The organism is Pelorhabdus sp. sgz311002 (assembly GCF_056134285.1).
Genome location: NZ_JBWBCL010000004.1, coordinates 119,595 through 134,939, shown reverse-complemented (window position 1 = coordinate 134,939; position 15,345 = coordinate 119,595). Strand labels below are relative to the sequence as shown.

Genomic DNA, 15,345 nt, shown 5'->3' with positions numbered 1-15,345 from the left:
TAGCATTAGTGTTCTTTTAGCAAGTACGCACTTTAAAGTACTATAGTAACCTTTTAGATACCAGCATTTACAAAATGCAAACACCACTAGCCGTACTAAATAGAATAATTCAATGAAAACAAAGCCCCAACCGTTGCTGCTACAATGCCAAGGTTGGAGCCTATTAAAATAATTAGTTAGTCATGCTTTGCCGCAAGAGCGATATGGGATGAAGCACTTTTCGCCCGGTTACGTGCGTGATTTGCAATTGACAAGTGCCGCACTCCGTAACAACAATTGCCTCAGGATTCTTCTGGACTGCTTCAAAAAGTTTTTCACCGATTTTCAAGGAAATATCATATTTCTCCTGCTTAAAACCATAACTTCCGGCAATTCCGCAGCAACCAGCGTTTGCTTCGATGATCTGCATTCCGTCAATATCCTTTAGCAGCTCAAATCCAGGCAGACCAATCCCCTGCGCCCGCATATGGCAAGGCGCATGATATAAAAATTCTCCCGGCGGCGCTGTAAAGTTCACAGTTAATTTCCCGGCTTCTTGCAACTCTAATAAATATTCACCAGCATCATAATGGTGCTGCGCTACTGTTTCAGCGCCATCAATCTGATACAACTCCAAGTATTCCTGTTTCAGCATCAACCCGCAGCTCGTACAGCAAGTCAGGATCGGATAGCCCTTCTCGGCCCATTTGGCTAGCTCGGCAATATTATGTTTCGCCTTTTCACGAGCCGTATCCATATAACCATTCGAAACGACTGGCGTACCGCAACAGACAACATCAGGTACAATGACTTCGATACCGTTGGCTTGGAGAATCTCGACAAGATCCATCCCGACCTGTGGCGTATTGTAGCCAATATAACAACCGGGATAGAAAACGACTTTCTTGTCGCTTGGCTTTTGCTTATAAGCGTTAAAGCGTTGATAAAAGCTTTTGCTAGCGTAAGATGGCAGCGGACGGTTTGCGATGCCAATGGAGCTCAAGACGGCCTTGGTGACAGGAAAATTCATGCCAAAGTTCGTCAACGGCGCTACCGGGCTGCCTAGCTTCGCAAACAATTCGCCATGAGATAAAATCCAATCCCGCAGGCGATGGCCCTTTTTGCGATACAGCTCGGTTTTAGCCAGCATATTCAATGTCGATACAGGCACGTTCGAGGGGCAAGTAATATCGCAGTTCTTGCAATTCGTACAGTAGTCAATGGACGCTTCTAAATCGTTTTCAAATAGACGAAACCGTTCCTGACCTGGTCCGAGCAGTTTCGGACCGCGAAATTCTCCAGTCGCTTTCGTAACAGGGCACTCAATAACGCAGGACGCACAGGCTGTGCAGCGATCAATTGTGTTTTGTTTAATCATTTTTCCCACTCCTTACCGCAGCCTGAGCTGCCTGAAATCCCGAAACAACAGCCACGCCATTGCCGGATTTCTCAACAGAGTAATCATAACCTGCCAGCATTTTTCCAGCCACATGGAGATTCTCATACAGCATATTGCCCTTGGCGTCGCAAGGCCGTAGCAAAGCATCGACACGAATTCCGGCGCGAAATACTTCATTCGAATCAAACAAGCTGCCGCTTGGCGCGCAAGCTAAGCCTTCTGAAGTAACAGGCAGGTTAAAAATGGGTTCATAGAAGCCTTCCGGCGTCGCGTCTAAGCCGCCGCCTAAAAATCCGCCTGCCGCCAAAATAAAAGCTCCCGCTTCGTATCTTCTTTCCCGATCTAAATGCTGCGTAATCACAGCGCTGCAGCGTTTTCCCTCATATTCGGCCCGTCTCACATGAGTATGCTCAATCAGCCGGATCCCCTGCGCTTTGATCGTTCGCATGAGTAACGTCCGCAGCCGACTGCCCGTAATTGCTGGCGGCGGCGCTGCTACTTCCACAACGCGACAGCCTGTGGCTGCTTCTACCTTCTGCCACAAATCATAACTTGGCTCAGTTCCCAGCACAGGTGGCATGAGAATATAGCTACCAGGGGCAACAGTTGCAGAAATCTGCTGAACTAGACTGTTCTGCGCCGCTTCCTGATCAAGCCATCTGGCTATATCTAAGTTCGTAATATCTCGGCCTTGCGCTAAATCAGTCCGTACCATTAGGGATGAAAATTGTTTCTCGCCATATCCCTTGTGACCTTTAAGGCCCATAATAACCATAGCCGGATAAAAATCTTTAAGGCCTTCAAAGCCAATCACGGTAATTGCCTTTGCTGCTGGCATATCAGCGGCATTCATCGTTCTCGGTACCAAACAGCTTGGTTTCAAGGTTCCCGCCGCTGTCGGAATGAAAATATTTTCATCAAGTGAACCGTCCAAAGGATAATTCGCTGCCGCGCAAAGATTGCGAATATATTCGACGCCTTGTTCCACAGCCGCTTGACCGCTAATTGCATAGGGATGTTCTTTAGGTAAAGCCGCAAAAATTTCACGGGGGCTCTGCAGGCAACGCTGCTGTGCATAGCCTAGTATATCAATGACACCGCCGCCAAAGGCCAGTGTTCCGACCCCTTTCGTCAATAGGGTCACACTGTGGCCGCCTTTCGCCGCCGCTGATGCCGCTGTTAAGCCAGCAAGGCCTGCGCCAATGACAATGACATCACTCTTTTTCATCATGCATCTCTCCATTGATATTTAATGTCGCACCATAAATCGCACGCGTAAGCTCTGTTTCTCTCAATTGATTGCCCCACAGGACAGGACGCACGCCGCCCCACCGCGCTTCCAAAAACTCAGAGAGTACTTCCGTCGCCGGTCGCTCTTGATGCAGTCCCTGCGTTACCATAACACCGACTCCCCGCAAGCCGCAAAAAGCGCCCTGGCACGTTCCCATGCCCATACGTGTTTTACGCCGAATATCATCAAGCGTGAAAGTTGCCGCATCAGCTGCCACTGTTTCGATTTCAGCCAAAGTCACCATTTCACATTCACAGACAAGCTGACTCTTTGTTTTATCCTTCTCGATACACTGCGCCACCGCTTCCATCTGACTGCCGAGCCGCGCTGCCGCCCGTTCCACGCCAAACGCTGGTAAATGCTGTTTAGCCGCACTCATAATTGACTCGGGGACAGGCGCCACTAAAGGTTCGTCGGCAGTACGACAAATTGCCTGAATCCCGAGCAGTTGGCATACTTTATCTACCGTTTTTTCAGCCATGAGGCGATATGTTGTCAACTTGCCGCCAACAATGGTAACAAGACCGTGCAAACCATCAATTTCTTCGTGATCAAGAATCGCGAAATTGCGCGAGGCGCTCCGTCCTGCTCCGCCGGGGCTATAAATGGGCCGCGTGCCCGAAAAAACCCGTAAAATACGGTAATCATAAATATCGCCAAACAACGCCTTGCCTTCATTCATTTGACGCACAACTTCATCCTTGCTAACAGCAAAATCATCGGGTCTATCTGTAGCGACTGAGGTAGTGCCAAGAATGGTAATCGAACCATGCGGTACGAAAATATCAGCATCCGCCGGCGGACGCAGACGATTCACAACCCGGTTCGTAAACCGATGATTGAAAGCAATGAGCGTACCGCGATCAGGATGAACATTGACTTCGACTCCCGCTAGAGCCGCAATTTTCCCCACCCAGGAACCGGCAGCGTTCACGATCATATTGCAGCTAAGTTCTTCCTGTTCGCCGCTCAAAGTATTGCGGACAACTACACCAGTAACCTGCCCATTACTATGATGGATCGCTACAACCTCTGTATAAGTCTGAACAACGCCGCCATAGCGCTGTGCCGACTGGACATTTTGCCATACTAGTCGGAAGCCATCAATCGCCCCATCAGGCACACGATAAACCGCCTCGATATCTGGCGATAATGCGGGTTCTAGTTTGCGCGCCTCGTCAACGGATAGCTTTGATACAGGGATTCCCGTTTCTTCACAAGCTTTCAACCATTTTAGCGCATACTCTTCGCCGTCACCCTTCGCCTGAACAAAAAAACCTTCGGTTGGTTCCACACAATACTTGCCAATACGTCGCAATATGGTGTTTTCATCAATACATTCCCGCGCTGCCGCGCCATCTTTCACAGCATAACGGCCGCCACTATGCAAGAGCCCGTGAAACCGCGAGCTTGTGCCATAAGCCAAATCACGCTGTTCTACTAAGAGCGCCTTAATGCCGCGCATAGACAAGTCGCGCAAAATTCCTGTACCTGTTGCGCCGCCGCCAATGACAATTACGTCAAAATGTTTTATCATATGCCCTCCTCCAAAAGAAAAAAGCCCAATTACTCCGGCAGCGATGCTTGCCGGAAGTAATTGGACCTCTCTTATTCTCTGATCCGCTTTATATATTATAAGATACGTGCCTAATTATATTAGCTATAGACAGGCAAAATTCCTTTTCAATTCTAAACTTTTTAAAAAGTAAAAATCTACAACACAACGAGTTCCGGTTTATATTCTTCAGGCAGTTCTTCTTCCTGTAAAAACTTAAAATTATCATCATTGAGAATTGGCATAAAAACTTCATAAGGAATCATCGCAAACTCACAGGCATAATTACTGGCGCCAAACCACATGCCTTCTTTGCTGCTCAAATTTAAGCTACGGGCAAATTTGGTATTATTAGAACAGTCATGAACAACCAAGTCCCATTGTTCTGCCGCAGCAATTTTCATGAATTTCAAAGTCAGTTCTCGACTCCAAATCGGTGATATATAACCATGGCGAGAAATATACATATTCTCCCCATAGTAATTATCAATATTATTGGCATTTAAATGAAGTTCGGCACAATTGATAAAATCAAGTTTAGTGGCAAAAATGGCTTCCTTCTTCTTGAAAAACGCTTCGAAAAACTCCGGTGTCATAGGCGTTTCAATTCCTACATTTTTAATATATTTTTTTGCCAAACCAATATTCGCAATGACTTTATCGGCACAGTTAGAAGCGCCGAGATTAAAGCGAATCTCATCAAGACCCGCTTCGCCTAAGGCTTTCAAAGTTTCTTCGGTCGCTAATGTGCCATTGGTGTATAAGTGCTGGTGAATCTGAGCTTCGCTAAATTTTCGAATAATAGAATAGTATTTTTCAATTTCCATGAACGGCTCTAAATAAACATAAGAAATCCCTGTTGGCTTTTTGTGAATGGAGAGAAGCAAATCGAGATCCTTCTCATAAAATTTCGTGCCGCCAATATCCCATAAGCCCTCGCCAACGGGCCGAATATCATCTAGCTCGCCATAATTATAACAGAACTTACATTCCAAATTGCATTTGTTCGTTTTTCGAATTGCACTTAGCCCTGTCCCAAGCAGGCAGGAGCGGCAGCCTTTGGGAAATTTGCTGTCATTACCAACAAACAAAGTCCTATTTTCTAAGTTTTTTAAGTCTGTAATTTCAGCCATTAGCTGTTCATTGCGCTGATCAATTGCTGCTTCAATTTGAGCAAAGACCGCATAAACAATCTCTTCATGTTTTACAGTAAATGCTTCGTTATCGCCCATTTGTGAAAAATAATCAAACCAGATTAACGCATCTTGCTTCGAAATCTTCATTATCTATCCGCCTATCTATTCATTGTTTTATATTAAAAATATAACACATATTTGTGCCAAACTTATTATATTTCCATAAATCTTACTTATCTCCTTCAACTACTTTAACTACACTAGACTATTTTATCGGCTTATATAGATTCTCTGCCTGCTCTATAAGTAGTTGAATTGCCGCAGTTTCGGTAAGCGGGCGACTAAACAAATAGCCTTGAATATAATCACACCGGTGATCCAGCAAATAGGCCAATTGTTCTTCCGTCTCTACTCCTTCCGCCACAACTTTCATATTAATATCGTGAGCCATGTTAATGATCGAACTGATAATTTTTACCCCGGGAACCTCAGCTGTGATCATATCAATAAAAGACTTATCAATCTTAAGTGTTGTCACAGGTAAATTCAGTAAATAAGTCAATGAGGAAAAGCCCGTACCGAAATCATCAAGGGACAGCTTTATTCCTAGGTTCTTAAGCTGAATTAGTTTACTGACAGCATCCTCCATTGACGCCATCAGCGAGCTCTCGGTAATTTCCAACTCCAACTGTTGCGCTTCAATCTTTGCTGCTTCAATCGCACTTAAAACAATAGCAATAAAATCATCTCTGATAATTTGTTTGGCCGATATATTTACGGCAACATGAACTTCGCTCCACCCTTGATCTGTCAGACGGTGAGCAAAGCGGCAGGCTTCGTTGAGCACCCATTGTCCAATATCAGGAATCAGACCAGCGCGTTCAGCAAGCGGTATAAACTGCAACGGCGATACTATGCCATGTTCGGCGCTACGCCAACGCAACAGCGCTTCAAAGCCAATGATTTTTTTCCTGACAGGATCAATCTGCGGCTGATAAACAAGTGAAAACTCCTGTAACGCCAAGGCATAACGCAGCGAGTTAGTCAATCGCATTTCCTGATAGGCTTCCTGTTGCATCTCTTCTGTATAAAAGCGCCAACAATTTTTGCCGCCTCTTTTCGCAGCATACATGGCATTATCGGCATTTTTAATGATTTCTTCTGTTGTACTGCCATCAGCAGGATAAGCAGCAATACCAATACTCGCCGCCATGTGAAACTGGCTGCCAAAAATTTCTTTGGTTCTTCCTAATGCCATATTTAGCTCATAGACAATTTTCTTGATTTTACTGTGTTCCTTAATGCCTGAAAGAACGACAACAAACTCATCGCCGCCTACTCTAGCCACAAAAACATCTTTTCCCACTATACTAACAATTCTAAGCCCTGCCTCCACAATAATTTTATCGCCATAAGTGTGGCCATAAGTATCATTAATGAGTTTTAAGTCATCTAAATCGATAAACAAAACAGCGCCGCAAACCTGACCTTTACGAGCATGTTCCATTTCAGCAGCTAACCATTCATTTAACTGCCGCCGATTGGCCAGGTCTGTCAATGAGTCAAAATAAGCCATATGCTTAATGGCTTCCTCCTGCCGAGTTCTTTCGGCTTCAATCTTCACGCGTTCAGTAATATCTTGGTTGGTACCGTAAACTTTGATAAAGCGACCTGCCGCATCTTTTACAGCAAATCGCCGCACCAGAACAGTACGGACTTGACCGTCTCGCCGGATAATTCGATGAACCAGATCATCGACCGGTTCAATTGCTTCGTCCCGTTCACCGAAAATAAGAAAGTTCTGTTCATTCTTTAGCATCCACAGATCTTCGGGATGAACAAATTCTTGAGCATAGTGATCCCACGACATCGAGGGTCCTTCGCGTTCTACAGTCGTAGCATATATATTATAAAACTCATCGCTAAAAGTAAATAGCCCCGTTGACGGAGTATATTCCCATGGTCCTAAACTCGCCAGCCCAGCTGCGACAGCCAGCATATTCCGGCTATCGATCAGTGCCGCTTCCTGTTGCCTGCGCTGCCGCTCCGCCTGTATTCGCTGCGTAATATCATGAGTAATCGTTAAAATATATCTTTCATCTTCAATGGTGACCATTCTCGCTGACATCAGTCCGCAAATTTCTCGTCCATCTTTCCGACGAAACCATGCTTCTAGATTATTTACTTGCCCCTGTTTTTCGAGCTCCTCTAACAATCGCTTTTTATCTGCTTCATGCCAAAGGCCAATTTGTTCTCGTGTACTGCCGATCAATTCAGTTCTCGTATAACCCGTACTTTGGCAAAAGCTTTCGTTGACATCGGCATAGGTGCCATCGATTCTGGCAATGGCTACAGCACTAGGGCTCATTTGAAAAGCTGTAAAAAATCTTTCTTCTGACTGCCTGCGCTGCTTAGCTTCTCGTTGATGCTCTTCGATCTTCTTGCGCAAAGAAGCTACTAAGAAAAAGTTACGCAAAGCAATGGCTGCCAGATCAGCAAAGCGTTGCAACAAAAAAAGTTCTTCTTCTGATAAAACCCGACCTGGCTCAACAAAGACGAGCCCTAGAGCGCCAAACATCCTGTCTTTTTGTTTAAGCGGCATTACCACACAATAATCTACATTGTCAAATATAGAATGAGGTAACCGATCTTTCCAAGCATGATAATTACTTACAGCGGCAACTTTACCAGTTCGGTAAGCCTGTCCGACTAATGCCTTGGTAATATCCACTTCATTTTTATGAGTGGTAAACATCCCAGTCCCTGTTTTTACTGTATAGGTCCCCTTAGCTTCATCGAAAACATGCACATATGTATGAGGAGCTTGAAACAGCTCCTTAACTCCGGCGACAATCTTTTCAAAGATAGCATCATCAGAATCATTATCTGTCATGAGGCCTGCCGTCATTTCATGCAGCAAGTTCAGTACTGTATTTTGTTGATAGATTTTTCCTTCCTTGCTTAGAAGTTCATCGAATTGCTGTCGCAATTCTTCTTCCGATGCCATGAGCTCTTCATAGGCGGCTAGTAGCTCTTCGTGAAGCAGTTGATAGTTCTTTTCACTGTCGTCAGGAAGCAGCTTATCGGCCTGATTTCCTTCTTTCCCATTAAAAATGCCCATCAGAAATTCAGTTTCTTCCAACCGAACTTTACAATACTTTATTCTTACCGCAAACGTCAGCTTATCCCGCTTCCTGTGAATTTCTTGACACAAGACAGCCTCTTGTCGCGCGGATCTCATCAGTCTGTCAAAACAACTTTCTTCTTGGATCGCATACAATTCATGAAAGCTAAGTTGCTTAAACTCCTCAGCAGAATACCCATAAATCTTAGACGCTGCATGATTGGTATATACCACTTTCCCCGAACAATCAAATACTAAAATCCCATCCAAGACCCGTTCCGCAATGTATTGAAACGCCAGTGGGATCGTACTATTGATATTTTTCTGATATTTCTCCTTCCAATCATGCACATGTCTCACTCCTTGGGCTAAAGTTTGATATATTGGCAAATTTTATTTCAACAGTTCAGCTATAATCATCATTTTAGTCGTAATTATTATCTAAATAGTACTGTTATTGGAATCAACTGTCAACGAATAAACATATCAGGGTAATTTATCGACAAAAATACCAAGCCTTGACGCTTCTTTCTGCTTGTTATAAAATTAACTTAATCAATTCACTGAATACACTAGATGAAATGAGGATGTCTTGTATGTCGTACAAATATAAAAAACTCTTTGAACCTGTAACAATTGGTTCCCTAGAAATTAAAAATCGTTTTGCCATGGCGCCGATGGGTCCATTAGGTCTAGCCGACGCCGAGGGCGGCTTTAACCAGCGCGGCATCGAATATTATACGGCCCGCGCTCGCGGCGGCACTGGTCTGATCATTACAGGCGTAACTTTTGTTGATAACGTCATTGAAGAGCATGGCATGCCCAGTGTTCCCTGTTCCACCCATAATCCGCTCCACTTTATCCGTACCGCCCGGGAAATGACGGAACGCATCCACGCCTATGACGCGAAAATTTTTCTGCAGCTTAGCGGCGGCTTTGGTCGGGTAACAATCCCAACTAATTTAGGAGAATTCCCCCCGGTGGCGCCTTCGCCAATCAAACATCGCTGGCTTGATAAAACCTGCCGGGAGCTTACTATCGAAGAAATTAAAACCATCGTTAAAAAATTTGGCGAGGGGGCCTTTCAGGCTAAACGCGCTGGTTTTGACGGCGTACAAATTCACGCTGTACATGAAGGTTATCTTATCGATCAATTTGCCATTTCCTTCTTTAATAATCGCACCGACGAGTACGGCGGAGCCTTGCCGAATCGCCTGCGCTTTGCTCGGGAGATTGTGGAAGAAATTAAAGCAAGATGCGGTCAGGATTTCCCTGTTACTTTACGCTACAGTCCGAAAAGCTTTATTAAAGACTGGCGGGAAGGCGCTTTGCCTGGCGAGGAATTTGAAGAAAAAGGCCGGGATATTCCCGAGGGAATTGAAGCAGCCAAACTGTTAGTCGCCTATGGCTATGACGCCCTCGATATTGATGTTGGTTCCTATGACTCCTGGTGGTGGAGCCATCCCCCGATGTATCAAGAAAAAGGTCTCTATATCCCCTACGCGAAAATCATTAAAGACGTCGTCTCCGTGCCCATTCTATGTGCCGGACGAATGGATAACCCCGCCTTAGCCCTGCAAGCTGTCAATGATGGCGCTTGCGATATGATCAGCCTCGGTCGCCCCCTCTTAGCGGACGAAAATTACGTAAATAAACTTCGTGCCAATAAGTTAGCTGAAATTCGTCCCTGTCTCTCTTGCCAGGAAGGCTGCATGGGACGCATTCAAGAATACTCGGCCTTAAATTGCGCCGTAAATCCTGCGGCCTGCCGGGAAAAAGAAGCTGCATTAACGCCCGCCTTAATCCGAAAAAAAGTCGCCATTATCGGCGGTGGTGTTGCTGGTTGTGAAGCCGCTAGAGTTTTAGCCTTGCGCGGACATAGCCCAGTGATTTATGAAAAAACTAGCCGCCTTGGCGGAAATCTGATTCCCGGCGGAGCGCCCGATTTTAAAGAGGATGATCACGCCCTTGTCGCCTGGTATGAACATACCCTCAACAAATTGGGAGTAGAAATCCATCTCAATACAGAAATGACTCCTTCTATGATAAAAGAAACTTCCGCCGATTCCCTGATAATCGCAACTGGTTCTAAACCAAAGCGATTCAGTCTCGGCGATAACAGCAAGGTATACTCGGCTGCCGAAGTATTGCTAAAACAAGTTGAACCAGGTAATCAGGTCGTGATTGTCGGCGGCGGCTTAGTGGGCTGCGAACTTGCTATTTGGCTGGCCAAAGCCAATACAAAGGTTACTCTAGTGGAAATTCAAGACAAGCTACTCGCCCTAAACGGCCCCCTCTGTCATGCCAATTCAGATATGCTAGAAAAACTAGTTCCCTATTGCGGCGTTACTGTACTAACAGATGCCAAAGTTTTAAAAACCACACCAACAGGCGTCTTAATCCAGCATAATGGACAAGAGCAGGACTCCCCTGCTGACAGTGTAATTCTAGCCGTAGGCTACACTTCGGAAAATTCTCTGTACCAGGCATTTAAATATGAAATCGCTGAACTGCATCTAATCGGCGACGCCCGCAAAGTGTCAAACATTATGTATGCAATCTGGGATGCCTATGAAGTAGCTGCCCATCTATAGAGATTGATCGAGGTGATCTTATGTCTACTATGACAAACCGCGCCAAACAAGCTGCCGCTACCAAAGCAAAAATTTTCGACTGTGGCGTAAAGCTCATTCGAAAATACGGCTTTGATAAGGTTACAGTAGAACAAATTGCTGCGGATGCAGGCGTTTCCGTCGGTACCTACTACTATTACTTTCCTTCTAAGTTTGAGTTATTTAGTGAAATTTTCAAGAAGGCTGATGAATACTTTGAAAACCACGTGGAAAGTCAGCTAGAAGCAGAAAAGCCTTTAGATCAAATCGTTGAATTCTTTGATCGCTATGCTGACTTTACCCTATTAAACGGCTTAGACATGGTAAAAAAACTCTATACGGCAGACAATAAGATGTTTATTACTAAAGGCCGCGCTATGCAAAACATACTTTGTGCAATTATTGTAGCAGGACAACAGTCGCAACAGATTTCTCCCAGCCTATCGCCCCAAGAAATAACTAACATTCTCTTCATAGCAGGCCGCGGCGTCGTCTATGAATGGTGCCTCTACGACGGCTCTATCGACTTAAAACAGGAAATGAAACGAGTTATGCAAATCATGGTAAATGGCCTGCGCTACCAGGCCTAACGAAAAAGGACAAGGAACTGACGCAACGTCAAATTCCTTGTCCTTTTTATAAAGCTATTTCATAAATCAATCATGTTCTAAAATTTTTTACGGCAATTTGCAATTCTTGCGCCAGTGTTGCCAAAGCTCGACTAGCTCGTGCAATTTCAGTCATAGATGCCAATTGTTCTTCCGTTGCTGCTGATACCCCCTGGAAGGCCCCTTCATTTTTCTTACTCAAGCCATTAATCGCATTGACGGATTTTACAATTCTTTGGCTGCCTTGCGACATGTCTTGAATCGCCTTAGACATATTTTTAACCTGCCCAGATACATCAGTCACCAAAACAGCAATTTCCCGAAAAGAAACGCCTGCGGCATTTACAACTTCTGCTCCGATTTTGACCTCTTGAGTCCCTTGTTCCATAGCCTGAACAGCCTTACCCGTATCTGTTTGAATTTCAACAATCAGATCAGAGATCTTTTTCGCTGCTACCTCAGATTGTTCCGCTAATTTCCTCACTTCCTCCGCTACTACAGCAAAACCTTTCCCTTGTTCTCCTGCACGAGCAGCCTCAATAGCAGCATTGAGAGCAAGTAAATTAGTTTGTCCAGCAATTCCAGAAATAACCTCCACAATTTGACCAATTTCATGAGATCGTTCTCCTAATTTTACTACCACTTGCGCCGAGGTGTTGACAGTTTGTTCAATCTGTCCCATTTGAGTAACCGCTTTGTCTACCGCGGCTTCGCCTTGAAGCGCTTTAGCCGTTGCCGACTCGGTCTGATTGGCCACAGAATTGGCATTACTGGCAACCTCTTCGATGCGAAGCGAAATTTCAGTTACACTAGCAGATGATTCATCTGCTGCTCTCATCTGCGTTGATGCATCGGTGGCAGCTTCCTGAATCAAACCAGCAACCTGATTGGCTGCCTGCGTTGACTCATCCGCGCTAGCCGTGAGCTCCTCACTAGACGCAGCTAGCTGTTCTGCATTATTCGATATCTGCTGAATTAACCGACTAATATTTTGGGTCATCTTCTCAAAGCTTTTGGCCAGGCGCCCGATTTCATCATTCGATTGAATGTTGAGATTCGTTTGTGACAAATCACCAGACGCTATTTTATTAGCTGCCAATTCCAGTGATTGAATTGGTTGGGCAATTCGCCGAGCAAAGAACGCAATAATAATACCAGTAAGCACAAGAACAACGAGAATAGTCACTAGTGAAATCCAGGTTAAGGATGATAACGATTCCGTCACTTCTGCAGTCGGGACATTGATCGTGAGAAACCATTTCGCATTGTTTAGCGGCGTAAACGCTACTATTTTCGAAACACCTGCATAAGAATATTGCGTTACGCCTTTTCCACCTTTGATAATATTCGCATGGATAGAGCGAATCTCTTCAGAAAATCGAGTATCTGTAACAGGATTTACTTGCATTACAAAACTTTTATCAGGATGAATAATCGTAAGCCCATCAGAGCGAATTAGCGTCGCATAGCCAGTATCACCCACCTGTTTTCCCAGCACTTTTTCTGTCATATTTTCCATACTGATTGCACCAAACAAAGCGCCAACCACTTGATTGTTGGACTTAACCGGAACAGCTACAAGGGTAACTAATATTCCGGTTCCGCGCGAAATAACCGGATCTGAGACCGCTGCTTCTCCCTGCAAAGCTTTCTGAATATAAGCTCGATCTTTCAGCGAACCGCTACTCCCTGCCTCATCATAATATTTACCATCAGGAAAAACAAAACCGTAATTTTCATAACGTCCTCTTTCCCGCTTAAGATACTTAAGATAAGGAACAATTTCTTCACCTTTTGCTGCTTGAAGTACCGGCGATGTAGCAATACCGGCTAATTCCAGCTTACTAGTTTCAAGCCAGTTATCAATCAATCCAGCCGTATCTTGCGCTTCATTCTTCAAGTTTGTTGTTACATCTTCAAAAATAATAGCCCTAGCTTTCCAGTAGTTTAATCCCCCTAAAGTCGCTGTAGCAACTACAAAAATGCTCAATATTATAACTGTCAATTTAGTCTGAATGCTCTTCACGCTTCGGTTCCTCCTCTTTTTAAAATTTGTGTTATTAAAATGGCTATGTTTTTAAGCTATTCGTTAATTAGTGAACAATCCCTGCTATTTTTCTCATAATTCTGATAAATATTAACATGAAAATAACAAGTTTTGTAATTAATTTCCTCTGCCAAAAATAACAAGCCATCCTTTAAACCGTTTCGCACAAAAAAGCTGCTACTGAAATGAATCAGTAACAGCTTTTCTGTGCGTTAGATTTATCCAAAGCTTGAAGCAACAACTAGATTTTGAAGGTGACAACTAATTTATTCAACTTGGCAGCGAACTCAGCCAGTTGATCAGCAAATTCTTGCATGGCGTCAATGCCTCGGCTACCGCTTTCAGTGACTTTAGCAATTTCCCCTTTTACAAATTAAATCTCACGCTCTAAAATTGGTTATTGCAATTTACAAATCTTATGCCTTGATGTATGAGCAACAATAGTCAGACACTTGATCCGTAGACACCTTGAATGTAGAGTTGGCAGGTATTTCAAAAGTTTGTCCGGCTTCAAAGCATTCCCATTCGGTACTGCCAGGTGCCAAAACCTCCAGCTTTCCTGCGAGTACCTCCATCTGTTCCTTATCTTGTGTGCTGAATTCATATTGACCTGGTAAAATCAAGCCCAATGTTTTTCTCATTCCATTCTCCAATAAAATGGTACGACTCGTTACATTTCCGTTATAATACACATTGGCCTTTTTAACAATAGTAGCATTTTCAAACTTGTCCATAGTATCCCTCCGTTAAATAAATTACTCTTCCTCCTGGTTATCAATTGACTGCTGAATTTCAAAAACGATTTCTTTTGTCCGAGCAATTCCTTTCCTTAAGGAATCATCGAGTTGGCCCCCACTAATCAAACTCTTAATAATTGCTTCGGTAACCCCTCCTTTCGTAATCATTCTCTCAATATAGGCCCTTTTATCGGAACCGTTTTGAAAGGAAGGCAACACCCCTAAAGCCCAGGTATAAAGCTCTGAAAACAGCGGATATTCGACGCTAATTCTGTCAATCGCCTTTTTTTGTTGGACTGGACTTTCCAGCTTCAAAATTGCCGCTGGCATACAAACGCCAACAGTAAAAATATCCAAATCAGCTTCCGTCATTGTATCAACATAGGTTTGATTCATCAAGAAAAGCAGCGCCTTCAAAAGATCATTCTCTGGATACATCGTTACTACCCCTTTGCCTGATGCTATCGTATCCGGTCCGCTAAACATCATCCGATAGACTTTCTTTCCTAGTATCCGATCCAGCATTTCTGTTGATACTCCCGCCATACAGGAGACAACGAGAACCTCATTTGATATAGCAACTTCCTTGAGTACAAAAATATCCAGTGGCTTTAGTGTAACTAAAACAATGTCCGCGCTTTGGAACAATTGGTGATTCGTAGTAAGACACGAATCCAAGCCCTTCGCTGCAAGCTTTTGGTATGTCTGAGGGCTTCCGCCGTATGAAATAAGGAGATTTTCTTTTTTTATTCCTTGCCTGAGAAGTACTTGCGTAATGGCTTGCCCGAGATGGCCGCATCCCACAATTCCAACTTTGAGGTTATTCAGTAACTCTAGTTGCTTACGCATTAAGAAAA

Annotated in this window: 10 protein-coding genes; 2 read left to right on the top strand and 8 right to left on the bottom strand. The window is 44.2% G+C overall.

Annotation, left to right across the window (positions count from 1 at the left end; all coding sequences use genetic code 11):
- Positions 1–172 precede the first annotated feature (172 nt).
- The 5 genes from AC0NJP_RS08390 to AC0NJP_RS08370 all read right to left on the bottom strand — a co-directional run bounded on the left by AC0NJP_RS08390 (position 173) and on the right by AC0NJP_RS08370 (position 8,835).
- A complete protein-coding gene (locus tag AC0NJP_RS08390) occupies positions 173–1,357 on the bottom strand; it encodes an anaerobic glycerol-3-phosphate dehydrogenase subunit C (RefSeq protein ID WP_474039643.1) in 1,185 nt (394 codons plus the stop codon).
- Complete coding sequence (glpB, locus tag AC0NJP_RS08385; RefSeq protein ID WP_474699481.1) at positions 1,350–2,609, bottom strand: anaerobic glycerol-3-phosphate dehydrogenase subunit GlpB; 1,260 nt, start codon at positions 2,607–2,609, stop codon at positions 1,350–1,352. The genes AC0NJP_RS08390 and glpB overlap by 8 nt, the downstream gene beginning before the upstream one ends.
- Complete coding sequence (gene glpA / locus AC0NJP_RS08380) at positions 2,593–4,203, bottom strand: anaerobic glycerol-3-phosphate dehydrogenase subunit GlpA (protein ID WP_474699624.1); 1,611 nt, start codon at positions 4,201–4,203, stop codon at positions 2,593–2,595. Before glpA ends, glpB begins: the two co-directional genes overlap by 17 nt.
- 179 nt (positions 4,204–4,382) lie before the next feature.
- Positions 4,383–5,507: a radical SAM protein gene (locus AC0NJP_RS08375; RefSeq protein WP_474699480.1), complete on the bottom strand. Its 1,125-nt coding sequence runs from the start codon at positions 5,505–5,507 to the stop codon at positions 4,383–4,385.
- Between the two features lie 118 nt (positions 5,508–5,625).
- Positions 5,626–8,835, bottom strand: a complete 3,210-nt coding sequence (locus tag AC0NJP_RS08370) for an EAL domain-containing protein (protein ID WP_474699479.1) — start codon at positions 8,833–8,835, stop codon at positions 5,626–5,628.
- A 245-nt stretch (positions 8,836–9,080) separates the two neighbouring features.
- Between AC0NJP_RS08370 and AC0NJP_RS08365 the strand changes: the two genes are divergently transcribed.
- Both AC0NJP_RS08365 and AC0NJP_RS08360 read left to right on the top strand, forming a co-directional pair.
- Positions 9,081–11,078: an oxidoreductase gene (locus AC0NJP_RS08365; RefSeq protein ID WP_474699478.1), complete on the top strand. Its 1,998-nt coding sequence runs from the start codon at positions 9,081–9,083 to the stop codon at positions 11,076–11,078.
- Between the two features lie 20 nt (positions 11,079–11,098).
- Positions 11,099–11,686: a TetR/AcrR family transcriptional regulator gene (locus tag AC0NJP_RS08360; RefSeq protein WP_474699477.1), complete on the top strand. Its 588-nt coding sequence runs from the start codon at positions 11,099–11,101 to the stop codon at positions 11,684–11,686.
- A 70-nt stretch (positions 11,687–11,756) separates the two neighbouring features.
- On the opposite strand, the gene AC0NJP_RS08355 is transcribed toward AC0NJP_RS08360, so the two are convergent.
- From AC0NJP_RS08355 to AC0NJP_RS08345, 3 genes are all read right to left on the bottom strand, one after another.
- A complete protein-coding gene (locus AC0NJP_RS08355; RefSeq protein WP_474699476.1) occupies positions 11,757–13,730 on the bottom strand; it encodes a methyl-accepting chemotaxis protein in 1,974 nt (657 codons plus the stop codon).
- Between the two features lie 437 nt (positions 13,731–14,167).
- Complete coding sequence (gene ppnP / locus AC0NJP_RS08350; protein ID WP_474039650.1) at positions 14,168–14,485, bottom strand: pyrimidine/purine nucleoside phosphorylase; 318 nt, start codon at positions 14,483–14,485, stop codon at positions 14,168–14,170.
- 21 nt (positions 14,486–14,506) lie between these two features.
- Entirely contained in the window at positions 14,507–15,337 is an 831-nt protein-coding gene (locus AC0NJP_RS08345) for a pyrroline-5-carboxylate reductase family protein (RefSeq protein ID WP_474039651.1), read from the bottom strand.
- Positions 15,338–15,345 lie beyond the last annotated feature (8 nt).

Bases quoted from the DNA above. Each gene is read 5' to 3' on its own strand.
- AC0NJP_RS08390 (WP_474039643.1), bottom strand. From the start codon at position 1,357: ATGATTAAACAAAACACAATTGATCGCTGCACAGCCTGTGCGTCCTGC.
- glpB (WP_474699481.1), bottom strand. From the start codon at position 2,609: ATGATGAAAAAGAGTGATGTCATTGTCATTGGCGCAGGCCTTGCTGGC.
- AC0NJP_RS08375 (WP_474699480.1), bottom strand. From the start codon at position 5,507: ATGAAGATTTCGAAGCAAGATGCGTTAATCTGGTTTGATTATTTTTCA.
- AC0NJP_RS08365 (WP_474699478.1), top strand. From the start codon at position 9,081: ATGTCGTACAAATATAAAAAACTCTTTGAACCTGTAACAATTGGTTCC.
- AC0NJP_RS08360 (WP_474699477.1), top strand. From the start codon at position 11,099: ATGTCTACTATGACAAACCGCGCCAAACAAGCTGCCGCTACCAAAGCA.
- ppnP (WP_474039650.1), bottom strand. From the start codon at position 14,485: ATGGACAAGTTTGAAAATGCTACTATTGTTAAAAAGGCCAATGTGTAT.
- AC0NJP_RS08345 (WP_474039651.1), bottom strand. From the start codon at position 15,337: ATGCGTAAGCAACTAGAGTTACTGAATAACCTCAAAGTTGGAATTGTG.